Origin of the sequence: Marilutibacter chinensis (genome assembly GCF_021725675.1) — a bacterium.
Lineage (GTDB): Bacteria > Pseudomonadota > Gammaproteobacteria > Xanthomonadales > Xanthomonadaceae > Marilutibacter > Marilutibacter chinensis.
Genome location: NZ_JAKJPO010000003.1, coordinates 452,249 through 465,992 on the forward strand (window position 1 = coordinate 452,249; position 13,744 = coordinate 465,992).

General features: G+C 66.6%; 11 protein-coding genes and 1 pseudogene. 3 read left to right on the forward strand and 9 right to left on the reverse strand.

The genetic code is table 11. From position 1 onward, the window contains the following. Positions 1-3: 3 nt before the first annotated feature. The 9 genes from L3V18_RS07670 to L3V18_RS07710 all read right to left on the reverse strand — a co-directional run bounded on the left by L3V18_RS07670 (position 4) and on the right by L3V18_RS07710 (position 8,621). The gene (locus L3V18_RS07670) at positions 4-2,469 is read right to left on the reverse strand and encodes a VirB4 family type IV secretion/conjugal transfer ATPase (protein WP_237054083.1); all 2,466 of its coding nucleotides are present in this window, start codon (positions 2,467-2,469) and stop codon (positions 4-6) included. Next, the gene (locus L3V18_RS07675) at positions 2,462-2,800 is read right to left on the reverse strand and encodes a VirB3 family type IV secretion system protein (RefSeq protein ID WP_237054084.1); all 339 of its coding nucleotides are present in this window, start codon (positions 2,798-2,800) and stop codon (positions 2,462-2,464) included. The genes L3V18_RS07670 and L3V18_RS07675 overlap by 8 nt, the downstream gene beginning before the upstream one ends. Further along, positions 2,800-3,189, reverse strand: a complete 390-nt coding sequence (locus tag L3V18_RS07680) for a TrbC/VirB2 family protein (protein WP_237054085.1) — start codon at positions 3,187-3,189, stop codon at positions 2,800-2,802. Before L3V18_RS07680 ends, L3V18_RS07675 begins: the two co-directional genes overlap by 1 nt. A gap of 67 nt (positions 3,190-3,256) precedes the next feature. Further along, complete coding sequence (locus tag L3V18_RS19415) at positions 3,257-4,159, reverse strand: lytic transglycosylase domain-containing protein (RefSeq protein ID WP_425493484.1); 903 nt, start codon at positions 4,157-4,159, stop codon at positions 3,257-3,259. 172 nt (positions 4,160-4,331) lie between these two features. Beyond that, entirely contained in the window at positions 4,332-5,384 is a 1,053-nt protein-coding gene (gene virB11 / locus L3V18_RS07690) for a P-type DNA transfer ATPase VirB11 (RefSeq protein WP_237054086.1), read from the reverse strand. 26 nt (positions 5,385-5,410) lie between these two features. Beyond that, positions 5,411-6,559: a TrbI/VirB10 family protein gene (locus L3V18_RS19330; RefSeq protein ID WP_237054087.1), complete on the reverse strand. Its 1,149-nt coding sequence runs from the start codon at positions 6,557-6,559 to the stop codon at positions 5,411-5,413. Further along, positions 6,556-7,326, reverse strand: coding sequence for a TrbG/VirB9 family P-type conjugative transfer protein (locus L3V18_RS07700; RefSeq protein WP_237054088.1), 771 nt, complete (start codon positions 7,324-7,326; stop codon positions 6,556-6,558). The genes L3V18_RS19330 and L3V18_RS07700 overlap by 4 nt, the downstream gene beginning before the upstream one ends. Further along, positions 7,323-8,291, reverse strand: a complete 969-nt coding sequence (locus L3V18_RS07705; RefSeq protein WP_237054089.1) for a VirB8 family type IV secretion system protein — start codon at positions 8,289-8,291, stop codon at positions 7,323-7,325. Before L3V18_RS07705 ends, L3V18_RS07700 begins: the two co-directional genes overlap by 4 nt. A 12-nt stretch (positions 8,292-8,303) precedes the next feature. Next, entirely contained in the window at positions 8,304-8,621 is a 318-nt protein-coding gene (locus L3V18_RS07710) for a toxin co-regulated pilus biosynthesis Q family protein (RefSeq protein WP_237054090.1), read from the reverse strand. Between the two features lie 656 nt (positions 8,622-9,277). Between L3V18_RS07710 and L3V18_RS07715 the strand changes: the two genes are divergently transcribed. The 3 genes and pseudogenes from L3V18_RS07715 to L3V18_RS07725 all read left to right on the forward strand — a co-directional run. After that, positions 9,278-10,942 (forward strand): FimV/HubP family polar landmark protein, encoded by a 1,665-nt coding sequence (locus L3V18_RS07715; RefSeq protein ID WP_237054091.1) that lies wholly within the window; start codon positions 9,278-9,280, stop codon positions 10,940-10,942. Between the two features lie 363 nt (positions 10,943-11,305). Beyond that, positions 11,306-11,926 (forward strand): hypothetical protein, encoded by a 621-nt coding sequence (locus L3V18_RS07720; RefSeq protein ID WP_237054092.1) that lies wholly within the window; start codon positions 11,306-11,308, stop codon positions 11,924-11,926. 66 nt (positions 11,927-11,992) lie between these two features. Further along, positions 11,993-13,666: pseudogene (locus L3V18_RS07725) on the forward strand (type IV secretory system conjugative DNA transfer family protein); the annotation flags it as partial. Positions 13,667-13,744: the final 78 nt, after the last annotated feature.

Below are 13,744 nucleotides of genomic sequence, written 5' to 3' on the forward strand. Positions count from 1 at the left end.
TGATCACGCCGTCGCGCCGATGCGCGGGCGTTCTTCGGTCTTGCCGCCGCCCTTGCCCGAGCCCTTGCGGTTCTCGTAGAAGTCCTCGAGCCACTGCTCGGGAGTCAGGTCGTCCGGCGTGGTGCGCAGGAAGCGCGCCTTGCGCTCCAGCACGCCGTGCAGGATGTCGATGTTGTCGGTGCTGGCGGAGATCACCGCCAGCGCGTCATCCATGCCACGCAGGTTGAGCTGGCACACGGTGGCGCCGTGGCCCTGCTTGACCAGGAAGCAGCGGCTGCGTTCGTCCAGGCCCTTGATGACCTGGAACTCGGCCTCGGTCAGCTTCAGGCCTTCGATGTAGTCCTCGCGGCTGGCGTTCGGGTTGGGCAGCAGGATCATGGTCGCGGTCTGTTCGATCAGCGCCGCGGCGATGTCACTCTTGAGCGCGTCCTCGGGGCTCTGGGTCGCGAAGATGCCCATGCCGTTCTGCTTTCGGATGGTCTTCTGCTTGTTCTTCGCGAATTCCTTGAGTCCGCCCTCGCCGTCGAGGATCTTCCAGAACTCGTCCATCACGTAGATCAGGCGACGGCCGTCGATCAGCTCCTCGAGCCGGTGCAGCAGGTAGTTGATCACCGGCACCCGCACTTCGGGATTGTCGATGATGTCGGTGTAGTCAAAGCCGATGATGTTGGCCTTGTGCAGGTCGATGACGTCCTTCGGGTTGTCGAAGACCCAGCCCAGCGAATTGCCGGCCGTCCACTTGCGCATGCGCGCGAAGAGCCCGTCGTCGCCCATGTTGGGCAGGCTCTTCTGGAAGTTGGTCATCGAGCGCAGGTGCATCGGTGTGTCGAGCATGCTCTCGACCGCGCGGAAGATGTCCTCCTCCTCGCGCGCGGTGTATTCGCGCTTGCCGGCCAGCACCTTGATCAGGTCGGCGAGGAACTGGATGTTGGATTCGGTGCGCTCGCACTGGAAGGGGTTGAAGCCGGTCGGCTGGCCGTTCTCCAGCGCCAGGTAGTTGCCGCCGCAGGCACGCACGAAGATCTCCGCGCCGCGGTCCTTGTCGAAGAAGAAGATCGTCGGCGGCGGGTCGAGCTTCTGCGCCTGGCTGAGCAGGAAGTTGATCAGCGCGGTCTTGCCGGTACCGGACTTGCCGATCACCATCGTGTTGGCGATCGCCTTCTCGCCGAACGAATTCTCGGACGGATGCGTCGCGTGGAAGTTGAAGTAGTACGGTTGTCCGTTGGTGGCCTGCAGCACGGTGACGCATGGTCCCCACGGATTGTGGTCCTTCTTGCCCGCGCTGAAGTTGTGCAGCGGGCTCAGGCCGAGGAAGTTCAGCGAGCTCAGGTTGGCCAGACGGGTGCGGTATTTCCAGTTGCCCGGCAGCTGCGAGTAGAACGAGGCGGTGATCGCCCAGTCTTCCTTCGCGGACACGAAGCCCGCGTTGGAGAGTTCGGCGCGCGTCGTGGCCAGCTGCCGGCCGAGCGTCTCCTGGCTGTCGGCGTAGATGGCGATGATGAAGTGGTATTCGCCGAGCACGAAGTTGCCGGACGCGAGCTGGTCCATCGCCAGGTCCAGCTCGGCGATCTGGCTGACCGCCTTGTCGCCGGAGGAAATCATCATGCCCTTGGTGCGGTCGAGCACCTTGAGCGCATCCTGCCGCCCCATCGGGCTGAAGGAATGGGTGATGACGTACTCGAAGTCCAGGTACTTCAGGCCATTGAGGATGCCCGGATAGGTGCCCTCCGGATACTCCTTGAGATTGAGGATGGCGCCGAAATGGTTCTTGCCGTTCGGCGTGCTGACGACGAAGTCGCCGGTCTTCACCGAGAACATCTGGCGGCTGACCGGCAGGTACTCCTGCACCGGCGCGGACAGCACCGGCACCGGCTCGTCGATGCGGTTGAGCAGATAGCCGAACAGCTCCAGGGTCTCGGAGAACACCACGCCGTTCTCCGCCTCGTACATGCCCAGGCGACGCGGCGCGTATTCCTTGAGCACGGCCTCGACGTTGCCGGCCAGTTCCAGCAGCTTGGTCACTGCCTGGTCCTGCTCCGCCTTCAGACGTTCCAGGTCGGAGCTCTTCTCCATGAAGGTCTTGCTGCCGCCCACGATCGGCCGGTAGAGCATGGTCAGGTACAGCTCGTTGACCATGATCTTCTGCGACGACAGCGCGCCGTAGTAGTCGTCGGAGAGCTTCTGGTTGAAGGCCTGGTTGAACTTGCTGTCGGACCGGATCCGGCGCCGGCGCCGGATGTCGTGCACCCAGAACGCCACGTTGACGAAGTCGGGCGCACGCAGTGTCTGCAGCATGCGGTTGAACACGTTGTGACGGTGTTCGATCTCCCACTCGTCGCGGCCCACGAACGGCAGGCCGCCGAGGCTCCAGCTCAGCAGGAAGTCGCCCCCGGTGGTCTTGACCACCGAAGGCGAGACGTGGCTGGAGAGCGGGACGAATTCGCTGACGGGCGTGTCGGGATTAAACATGCGGCGTTTCCTGTCTGCACCCACGGATATCCAGAGTCGGGCGGTCGCGGTACGGATTCGGTGTGCAGACCCACATGCCGTCGTGCTCGCGGATGTTGCGGATGCGGGTCCGCACCTGCAGGCGCAGCCCCAGAAGGCGGAAGATCATCTCGTCGCGCCGGGTCAGCTGGCGCATGATGAAGACGATCACCGGAATCAGGAACAGGACCAGCAGGTTGGTGTACATGGCCAACAGCAGGCACCCGCCCGCTCCGATGAAGAACGGGACGTAGGGCACGCCCAGGAACATGGGCGGACGGGTGCAGCCGCGGAACAGTACGTTCTTCTGCATCAGGCGACGAAGTTCAGGGCCTGCTGCACGATCATCGTCGTGCCGCCGCTGGTGCACTCGCCGTACTCGTCACCGAGGATCCAGCCGGCCAGCTGGCCCGCGCCACCGATCAGCAGGCCGCCGATCAGGATCGGCGCGACTTCGCTGATGCGCTTGTGGGCGAAGGCGATCTGGTAGCCGGCGAAGATGATGGCAATGGTCACCACCGCGATCGAGGCGATGCCGAGCAAGCCGACGATCTGGTCGAGGAAGCCGCAGGTCTGGCCTTCGAAGTCGCGGTCCTGGGCGAACGCCAGATCCGGCACGGCCAGGCAGGCGACGAATGCCACGGCCATGAGTGCGGCCTGTGCCGCCTGCTTGCTCTGATGGGTCATGAGATCCAGTTTCATTTCCTTGCTCCTTACTTTTGTGATGATCAACAGGGGGTGGTGCTCGACGGGCCCGGACAGCGACCCGCTAGAAAACAAACGCCTCGTCCCTGCCTCCTTCCTTGGACGCGGTGGAACCCGAGACAGCGGAACCGGCGGGGGTGGAACTCGCGACAACGGCATCGGCACTTGCAGACCCGGCGGCAGGCGAGGGCGGCAGCGCAGATGCGGAAATGGGTGTGGGAGGGGGCGAGGGCGGTGCACCGACCAGCTGCACCTTGACCGGAGCGGGCTCCGGCATCTGCCCGACCACGGGGCCGGGGCCGGGCGCCTGCGCCGCCAACGTCTGGACCGGCTGCCAGGAGGACGACGGCGTGCCGGCCGTGTCAGGATCGGCAGGGGATGCAGGCGGCGTGGGCGCGGTGACGGGGGGCGGCGCGGCGGCCTCCGGCTGCATGCGCCGCGTCAGCAGCGATGCAGTGGTCGCGACCGCCCGCGATGGACGCGCTCCGCCCGCGGCGCGGGGCGACGCGGCCGCCAGCGAGATCGCCTGGACGCCGGCATTGGTGTCGGTTCCCATCGAGGCCATCACCTTCTGCACGTAGCCGTGCCGGAAGCCGGTGACGAAGTTCCCCGAGTAGTAGCAGCTGAAGGCCTTGCCCCAGTCGCCATCGGCCCGCTGGTGGCACTCGGCGAGGATGCGGGCGCCCGCCTGCAGGTTCGGGCAGGTCTGGAACGCACGTTCGTAGCTGGACAGGCCGTACTTGGCCAGGTTGTAGCGGTTGACCTGGGCCAGACCGACCGAGAAGTTGTAGCCCTTCTCCTCGAGCATGCGCGCGGTCGCGAGCGCCTCGGCCAGGCTCCGCGGCTGACGCACCAGGCGGCCGCCGACGACACCGATCGCATAGGGATTGAACGACGACTCGACCTGGACGACGTGCCGCATGATCTCGCCGGGGACCGCAAGGTCCCAGCATCCCATCATTTCCATGCCTGGCAACACGCCATCACCTCCTTGTTTCCTCGTGCCCACGGCAATGCGCGGGCACCCCCCTGACTCTGGCTGACGTGTCCGGGGCCCGGGTATGGGCAGCGCCTCCATGCGCGCGGACTGGGCGCCAAGGTACCATACGTCGACGTCTTGAAGAATCCCCGTTCGTCGCTCACGGCCCGCCTCCCGTCTCCCCCATCGCCCGGCGGGGGTCGAAATCGATGCCCGTGATATAGCGGCGGCCGGCATGCGCCTTGATGTGGACGACGATGTCGATCGTCATCATCAGCAGCCGCTTGATCACCGCGAACTCCAGCCCCGAGCCCTCGCTGGAAGCCTTGACCATCAGCGCGAGCTGGTCCCAGGCCTGGGTGGTGCTGCCGGCGTGGCAGCTGGTGATCGAGCCGGGGTGGCCGGAGGCGCAATTGCGGATGAAGTAGAACGATTCGTCGCCGCGCAGCTCGGCCAGGATGATCCTGTCCGGCTTCATGCGCAGGCAGGCCTCCATGCAGGTCTTGGCGCTCACGTTGCTGGCGCTCTGCCCGCCCTTGGAATACAGCAGGTGGACGATGTTCGGCTGGCGGATGAACAGCTCGCGCGCGTCCTCGATCGTGACCAGACGCTCGTTGTCAGGAATGTGGTTGACCAGCGACTTCATGAACGTGGTCTTGCCGCTGCCGGTCGCACCGGCGACCACGACGTTCTTGTGATAGACCACGGCCTTGCGGAAGAACTCGGCGTAGTTCTTCGCCTCGCGCAGTTCCAGCAGCTCGCGGTCGTGATCGCTGATCTCCCCGGTGTCCTCGAGGATCTCGCCGAAAAAGCCGTCCCGTTCGTACTGCTCCAGCGACTTGCTGAACTTCGCCGGCAGGCGGATGGTGATCGAGACCTTGCCGGGATCGCAGGCCGGCGGGATCACGAACTGGGCGCGCTGGCCGGTCGGAAAGGTCAACGACACCATCGGGTCGGCATCGGTGATGCGCTGACCCGTATTGCTCTCGTTGACGACCGCGGTGCAGAACTGGCGCGCGCGCTCGAAGGTCAGCGACGGAACTTCGACCCGCTGCCAGCCGGCGCTGACGGTTTCCAGGTACAGCTCACCTGGCTTGTTGATGCATATTTCGGTGACGTCCGCCGAACGCAGGTACTCCCCGATCCCGAGCACCTGGTACTGGTACTCGAGAAAGTCGTTGGAGACCTGGGCCGGAGCGGATCCGCTGTCCATCGGGCATCACTGTTCAGGGCCGCGCGTCAGCGCAGCACGGCCGAGAAGTCGACGTCCTGGGCGACATAGACATTGACGACCTCGCCCTGGTTGATGGTGACCGTCGGAGGACGGGCCATGCTCTTGTCCAGCGCCGCGTTCGCCAGCCGTTCCATCGTCCGCGCGGTGTTGCTCTCGTAAGGGCTCTGCACGACGGTTCCGTTGCTGATGTCGACCTGCTGCGGTCCATGCTTGGCGCCGGCGTACTTGAACGCATCGCTGAGCATGCTGATCAGCAGGGCCGACGTGATCCGCTGCGGCCAATGGGCGTCGTAATGACCCGGATGCCCGGAACTGCCCAGGTTGTCGACGCCCGGACTGCTCATGTTGATGTCGAGGCCGGTCGGCGTGGTGATGCGGTCCCACACGACCGCGACCCGTTCTCCGCCCACCGCGCTGGAACCGTAGGTGCCCAGCACCTTCGACCCCTTGGGCAGGAGCAGACGGCGGCCGTTGATGGAATACACCGGCTCGGTGACGATGCAGGAGGTGAACCCCGGCACGTCGGTGACCACCCGCGTTTCCAGGACGCAGCGGATGTAGGTGCCGCGCACCAGCAGGGTGTCGGGCTTGTACAGCGGCTGCGCGCTGGCCCTGCCCCTGCGCATCTGGCTGGTGGCATCGCCATCTGCGCTCAGGCCATCGGGCATCTGCGGCGGCGTGGTGGTCGCCTCGCTGACTCCGCCACGGTCGGCTCCCTGGATCCGACGCTCCAGGAGGGTGGGCCCTCGCGGTCCGGCCGGCTGCGCGACTGGCTGCGGCGACGGCTCCGGCGGCATCGGAATCTCGGCCAGCGGCACCGGTGCCGGCGCGCTCTCGGGCGGGAGCTGCGGCAGTGTCACGTCCTGCGGTGCGTCGGGGATCACCACGCGCTCTTCCTTCGGCGCCGGCGCACGCTCGGAGTCGCCGCCGCCGAACATGCCGCGTGCAAGCCAGACCGCCGTCAGCACCAGCAAACCGACGATACCGGCCAGGTACATCAGCGCCTTGCGGTTCAGGCGCTGGGCGTCGTCGGCCCGGAGCTGGGGGGCTTCCGCATCGAGGTTGGGCGCGCCTTGCTGCCAGTTGGCCGAGTAGGGATTCGCCTGCGGCTCATGCGCATCGCCGGGAGGATTGTTGGGCGTGTTCTGGCTCACTTTTGCTGCCTCCTGCGCAGGCCGACGACGTTCTTGCCGTGACGGATCACCAGGTAGGGATAGGTGCCGTGGACGACGATGGTGTTGCCCTCGACGGTCGTGTTGATGATGAAGTCGTCGCTATGCTCGCGTTCGCGGCCGAAGACCGCCGGAAAATTGCCGGTCGGGAACTCGGTCAGGTCGCTCATGCGCACATAGGTGAAACGGCCATCGTCGTAGACGGTCGTCGGCACCAGCCATTTCGGCGCCCGCCTGGGCGCCGAGAACTCGTAGTCGAAGTTGTAGCCGCGGTCGGGGTCGATTGCGGTCTCGATCTCGCTCTCCGGCTCCTCGACCGCCGCCGTCGCGGCGGCGAACTCGGTTCCGCTCGGATATACGAACTTGATCTTGTACTGGACGCCGGCGGACTTGGCCTGCTCCAGCGCGCGCCAGTCGGTCGCGACCACCTTGAGTTCGAATATGTACGAGTTGGTCGCCGTGCGCACCATCATGTTGGTGTCGACGTCGACGTTGTTCGGGCGCAGATAGAACACGTTGCCGCGGCGGGTCAGGTCCCAGCCGCTGCTGAAGCCGGTGCTGTAGTCCAGGACTTCCTCGTGCGGACTCAGTTCGATCTGGGTGGTGATGCCCAACCCTGTCCGCACCGGATAGATGCGGTCGGGCCCGTATTCGTATTCCTGGACGGCCTGCGCGGCCGCGGGCGCGGCAGTGCAGGCGAGGGCCAGGAACAGGCCGATACGCAGAAGCAGCTGGCTCGGGTGACTCATCGGGCATTGACTCCATCGGCAGGACCGGCCGCAGCGGATGCATCCGCCGGCAGCGCCCCATCGGGGTTGACGGGCGGCTGACCATCGGGCCCATAGGCCGGCGGCACGTCCGCTCCAGGCATCGTTTCCATTCCGGGCATCATGCCGGCGCCATCCCCGGCGCCCGACGGCGTGCCCTGCAGCTCGCGCTGCTGCTCCGGCGTCGGCGCGGTGAATGCGGGCGGCGGCGGCGCCACCTCGGCGAAGTCGTTCTCGACGCGATAGTTGGACACGCGGAATCCGAGCGGATTCAGCAGGCGGTCCCGCTCGCTGAGCTTCAGGTTGGGCTTGTAGCTGAATTCGAGCGTGGCGATCTTGCCGCTGCTGTCGAGCGGCGTGAAACGGCCGGTGGACTTGTCGTACAGGTTGCGCTGGAAGCGCACCGTCGCGCCGGTGTAAGGCTGGCCGCCCCCGCCACCGAGCAGGTGGATGCTCACGATCCGGACATGCACCGCCTTGGTTGCGCCGTACAGGGCGGAAGGCCTGTTGGGGTTCTTGTTCGAATGGATCTCGGTGTACCCCGGCGCGACCTGCTCACCGGCCATCGAGAGCACGGTGTACCAGTTCTGCTGGCCGATCAGGCCGGAGTCGTAGGACTCGCGCGCCTGCACGAACTGGGCGACGTTGCTCTTGTTGATCGCTTCCTGGGTGGTGACGCTGTTGTTGCCGAAGTTGCCCTGCAGACGCGCGACGGTGGCCGTACCTGTGTAGGGATCGGCCATGACCAGATACGGCACTTTCTCCTTGAGCGGCAGGAACACGAAGTAACCGCCCGCCAGGATCAGCGACATGATGATCGCGCACCAGGCCACCGCCCAGGCACGGCGCTGGCTGCGGCGGGCGATGTCGGCCACGGTCACTTCATAGTTGACCGCCTTGGCCACCGCCTGGTCGATCTGGGGCGATGAGGTCTTCTTTCCGAACATGGCGCGCCCCGGTCAGTTTCCGACTTCGATCGGAGCCGCTGCGGCAGCGGCACGGACGACGATCTGGTTGCTTTCCACCGCGACCACGACGCCCTGCGCCGCATAGGCATCGCTCAGCGCGCTGACCGCCGCCTGCAGGTCGGTGGTGTGGATGTCCGCCACCGGCTCGTACAGGGTGTAGTCGTTGGCATGCAGGTACGACAGGCTCATCTTCCTGTCTCGCGCCCAACGGCTGAGCATGTTCTTGAGGGTGCCGTCGGCCGGCGACGCCTGGAACAGGTAGGTCGGCTGCAGGGGGATCGCTTCGGGCGCTTCTGCAAAACCGTTCACGGGCTTCCAGCGACCGCGGACGCCGGGCGCCTCGGGAGTCGTGCACCCGGCGATGACGGCCACGAGTGCGAATACGGCAAGAATGCGGCGGGGAACAGAGGGATTCACGGCTTCACTCTTCGGCTGAAATGCGGGCAGACAGCATCGGCGCGCGCCCTTCGGCGCACGCAGGCATGTGGAGCAAACGCAGGGTCAGGGCACCGGTGGGCCCTGGAGAAAAACCGGGTGTGTGTACGTCGTGCGAAGAAGACCGCGTCGTCGCGGTGTCAGTTCGATAACGAGGGGCAAAACGCCACGCCATGCGGCGCGTCGCCCGTTCCGTGGCCGCCATGTCCTTCCGTTCCCCCTGTCATCCAACTCCTTCAAACACGCTTCCCGATGGTGGCTTGGAACCAATCACGTCCGGGCACCCCCCGATACGTTCCATCAACGAGCCGATCCATCGAACCTTCGCGGCCTGTTTGCATACTCGTGCGTACAGGCTCTGTGTAAACGGTACCGGCGTTGTCGACGACTCGTCAAGTCCGTCGCATGTCCGTATGCTTGCGCGATCGGTGTCTCGTCACTCAGGAACATTCGATCGACACCATTTAGTGACGAACGTCACATTTGCGACGCTCCAGAACCGAATCAATGATGATGCACGGATGCGTTAGATGCGTTACAGGACATTGCTGCTGTCGGGTCTGATGCTGGCGTCGCCGGCTCAGGCACTGGACATAGAACCGATCACGATCCGCTCCGCGCTGGGCCAGCCGCTGCTGGCCGAGATCCCGATCGAGGCCACCGAGGACGAGTTGCGCGATCTGCGCGCCGGTCTCGCGCCGGCGGTGGTGTTCGCCCGCGTCGGCCTGACCCGGCCGCAAGGAACGGTGGCCGGCCTGCGCTTCGCGGTCGTCGACGCACGCAACGGGCCGTTGATCCGCATCACCACCGACGCACCGGTGAGCGAGACGTTCTTCACCTTCCTGGTCCAGCTCGAATGGAGCTCGGGCAAGATGATCCGCGAGTTCTCGGTGGCCCTGCAGGAACCCGCATCGATGCCGGTGGCACAGCTGCCGGCGATCACGCCACCGCAACAGGCGCCGACCATGCCGGCGTCGACGGGAGCAGGCGCAGCGGAAACCGCCGCAACGCCCCCGCCGGTGGCTGCCGTCGCGCCGATCGCGCCGATCGCGCTGGCGGTGCCGGCGGCCGAGGCCGCGCCGGTCGAACTGAACGTGCCGGTAGCCGAGGTCGCACCGATCGCGCTCGCCGGCCCCGCCGGGGAACCCGCGCCGATCCCGCTGGCTGCGCGGCCGACCGCGCCGTCGCCTGCACCGTCGCGATCCCTGCCCGAGACCACCGCCGCTCCGGTGGCCGCGATTCCGCTGCGGCAATCCCCGCCGGCCGCGCCATCGCCACCGTCATCGCGGCCCATGTCTCGCGCGACATCGAACGCATCGCCTGCCCTGGCATCGGCAGGCGATGGAAAGGCGGCGCCCCGGGCCGAACCGCCCCCGACGACCTCCTCCGCATCGTCGCCGGTTGCCTCGATTCCGGCCGGCGGCCGCCGCTATGGACCGGTGAGGCCGGGCGAGGCGCTGTCCCGGATCGCGGCGCAGGTGGACGAAGCCGGCACCCGGCACGAGCAGGCATTGGCGGCGTTGCTGCTGGCCAATCCCGATGCCTTCATCGGCGGCAACATCAATCGCCTCAAGCGCGGCGCGGTGCTGCGGCTGCCGTCGGCGTCGGAACTCGCGTCCATCCAGGCCGCCCACGCGCAGCGGCTGGTGCACCTGCAGATCCGCGCATGGCACGAAGGCCCGGACGCGGTCGCGGACGCCGAGATGGCGGCGGCACGGGCCGCGGTCGAGGCCGACATGGCCGCCGCCGCGGCGGCGGCAAGGGTCGTGCCGGATTCCGGTCGCCTGGAAATCACTCCGCCGGGGCCAGAAGCCTCGGACGAGTCCACGGCGCAGCCCCGCCCCCCCGACATCGCCATGTCCGCCGCGGCGGCGGACGATGAGGCGATCGCCAGCCGCGAGGCCGAAATCGAGCATCTGCGCCAGCGTGTGGCCGAGCTGGAGGGCTCGAGCGAAGAGATGCAGCGCGTGATCGCGATCCAGGACGAGGCGCTGGCGAAGGCACAGCAACGGCTTGCGCAGCGAGGCGGCGACGGCGGCGGTCTCGTCATCGCACGGTCTTCGTGGCCGTGGGCCGCGGCAGTCGCCCTGCTGCTGGCGGGCGTGGCGGGCGCGTTGAAATATCGGCGTGCAAGACTGGCGGACGGTGGGTCACCCAGCACGGGCAGCCGCTGGCCGCGGTGGCATCGTCCTTGACGCCCGTCGAAGGGGAGTGCTAGACGGTGCTGTTCGTCGCGTCGATAACGGGTGCGGTTGCACCGAACGCTCCACGCAGCCGTCGGGGGACAGGACACCGTGGAGCGGCGGCTGCCCGCAAGCCGTCCTGCCAGGCCGCACCCTCATCGTCATGACGGAAACATCCGGAACCGCACGAGCAACGGAGGCTCCATGATCGACACCCCCCCGCCCGCGACCGTACCTCACGACGTCGCCACGCCTCCCTGGCAGCCATCCCGCGTCCACGCAATGGCGTCATCGCCCGGGTCGCGCCGATCCTCCGAAGGAGCTGCCAACCCCACCGGCGGACCGGCACACTCCAGGAATCGATAGAGACACGCCATGCAAGACGCGAAGTACAACGAGATGATCGACTTCCTGGAAAAGGCGAGCCTGCTCGCCGCGGACCTGGAACGTCGCTGCATCGGCGCTGCCGAGCAGCAGCAGAGCAGCGCCCGCGATCTGCTGCAGACGCTGCAACGGGTCGAAACCAATCTCGACCAGGTCGTCTCTGCGGGCAAGACCGAGCTGGTGCAGCATGCGCAGTCCGCGGTGCGGCAGGCACTGGCGCAGGAGGTCGGGGCGGCGACCAAGGCGATCGGCGAAAGCGCGAGCCAGTTGCGGCAGATGAGCGAACAGCTCAAGCGCGAACAGTCCGCGGTCGGCATGCGGATGCGGGTGATGGGATGGAAGACGATGATCGCGGTCGGCGCGGCGGCGTTCCTGGCCCTGGCCGGTACCGGCTTCGCGCTGTGGCACAACGTCAAGCGCATCCAGCGCACCCAGGTCCAGGCCGAGGTGCTCGACGCGCTCCAGCACGTGACCGTGACCTCGTGCGATGGACGCCCCTGTATGAAGCTGGTCGACGGCCAGCCGCGCTGGAGCAAGAACCCCGACTACGTGCTGGTCGACACCGCCCCGCCCGGCGCCGGGCAGCCGGCCCGCAGCGGTACCGCGCGCTGAGCGGCGCGCCGTTCCGCGGGCACTCCGGCCCATGTTTATCGACAGACCGAACGACAGGTTGAAGCCGTGACCAAACCCAAACTGATCATCGTCCTGATCCTCACCGCGCTTACGCTTCTGGCCGGGCTGTACGCATCCGGCTGGCTTGCGCTGACGTTCATGAAGCTGGACACCGGCTCGTTGAAGTTCAGCACGTGGTGGAGCTACATGCAGCTGCTCGAGCATCCGCGGATGCAGCCGTTCGCCGGCCGGGTCAAGTTCGCGGGCCTGATCGGCTTCGGGCTGCCCCTGCTGTTCTGGATCGGCGCGATCGTGCTGGTCCTGCGCGGCGGCCAGCACAAGGACCTGCATGGCAAGGCGCGATTCGCCCGCCTCGGCGACCTCGCCGGCAAGGGCTTCCTGAAGTCCGCCAGCAACGGCATCGTCGTCGGCAAGATGGGCGGCAAGCTGCTGCGCCTGGCTGGCCAGCAGTTCGTGATCCTCGCCGCCCCCACCCGCTCCGGCAAGGGCGTCGGCGTGGTGATCCCCAACCTGCTCGAGTACGGCGAGTCGGTCGTGGTCCTCGACATCAAGCAGGAGAACTTCGACCTGACGTCGGGCTGGCGCGCCCAGCAGGGCCAGGAGATCTACCTGTTCAACCCGTTCGCCGACGACCGCCGCACCCATCGCTGGAATCCGCTCACCTACGTGTCCAACGATCCCGCCTTCCGGGTCTCGGACCTGATGAGCATCGCCGCGATGCTCTACCCGGATGGCGACGACAAGGACAAGTTCTGGACCAGCCAGTCCCGCAACGCATTCATGGCCTTCACCCTGTACCTGTTCGAGAAGGCCGACCACGAGGGCACGGACACACCCACGCTGGGCGGCGTCTACCGGCTGTCGTCCGACACCGGCGGCCAGGAGCTCAAGCCGTATCTGGAAGGCCTTTCCAAGGCATCCTTCCTCAGTTCGAACGCGCGCACCGCATTCGCCGGGCTGCTGTCGCAGGCCGACGTCACCTTCGCGTCGATCATCGGAAGCTTCAAGGAGCCGCTCAACGCCTGGATCAATCCGGTGCTCGACGCGGCGACCAGCGCCGACGACTTCCGCCTGGACGACGTGCGCAAGCGCAAGATGACGATCTACATCGGCATCCAGCCCAACAAACTGGCCGAAAGCCGGCTGATCGTGAACCTGTTCTTCAGCCAGCTGATCAACGTCAACACCAAGGAACTGCCGCAGAACAATCCCGAACTCAAGCACCAGTGCCTGCTGCTGATGGACGAGTTCACCGCGCTGGGCCGCGTCGACATCATCGCCAAGGCGGTCGCCTACATGGCCGGCTACAACCTGCGCCTGCTGCCGATCATCCAGTCGATGGCGCAGTTGGACGCGGTCTACGGCAAGGAACTGTCGCGGACGATCATCACCAACCACGCGCTGCAGATCCTCTACGCACCGCGCGAGCAGCAGGACGCGAACGACTACTCGGACATGCTCGGCTACACCACCGTGCACCGCAGGAACCGCACCCGCTCGCGCGGCCAGGGCCGCAGCACCTCCTACAGCGAGACGCAGGAGAAGCGCGCGCTGATGCTGCCGCAGGAGCTCAAGGCGATGGGGCCGGACAAGGAGATCTTCCTGTACGAGGGGCTGGCGCATCCGGTGATGTGCGAGAAGATCCGCTACTACCAGGACCGCCACTTCACCCGGCGCCTGCTGCCGAAGGTCGAGGTGCCTTTCATCGCGATGCACGAGGCCGCCAGCCCGGAAGTCCGGATGAACACCGCCTCCGGCGGGAGCGTCGCGCCGGCGTTGCGGACCCCGTGACGAACC

Excerpts from the sequence above, each read along its gene's own strand:
- L3V18_RS07670 (WP_237054083.1), bottom strand. The coding sequence starts at position 2,469 with ATGTTTAATCCCGACACGCCCGTCAGCGAATTCGTCCCGCTCTCCAGC.
- L3V18_RS07675 (WP_237054084.1), bottom strand. The coding sequence starts at position 2,800 with ATGCAGAAGAACGTACTGTTCCGCGGCTGCACCCGTCCGCCCATGTTC.
- L3V18_RS07680 (WP_237054085.1), bottom strand. The coding sequence starts at position 3,189 with ATGAAACTGGATCTCATGACCCATCAGAGCAAGCAGGCGGCACAGGCC.
- L3V18_RS19415 (WP_425493484.1), bottom strand. The coding sequence starts at position 4,159 with ATGGAAATGATGGGATGCTGGGACCTTGCGGTCCCCGGCGAGATCATG.
- virB11 (WP_237054086.1), bottom strand. The coding sequence starts at position 5,384 with ATGGACAGCGGATCCGCTCCGGCCCAGGTCTCCAACGACTTTCTCGAG.
- L3V18_RS07700 (WP_237054088.1), bottom strand. The coding sequence starts at position 7,326 with ATGAGTCACCCGAGCCAGCTGCTTCTGCGTATCGGCCTGTTCCTGGCC.
- L3V18_RS07705 (WP_237054089.1), bottom strand. The coding sequence starts at position 8,291 with ATGTTCGGAAAGAAGACCTCATCGCCCCAGATCGACCAGGCGGTGGCC.
- L3V18_RS07715 (WP_237054091.1), top strand. The coding sequence starts at position 9,278 with ATGCGTTACAGGACATTGCTGCTGTCGGGTCTGATGCTGGCGTCGCCG.
- L3V18_RS07720 (WP_237054092.1), top strand. The coding sequence starts at position 11,306 with ATGCAAGACGCGAAGTACAACGAGATGATCGACTTCCTGGAAAAGGCG.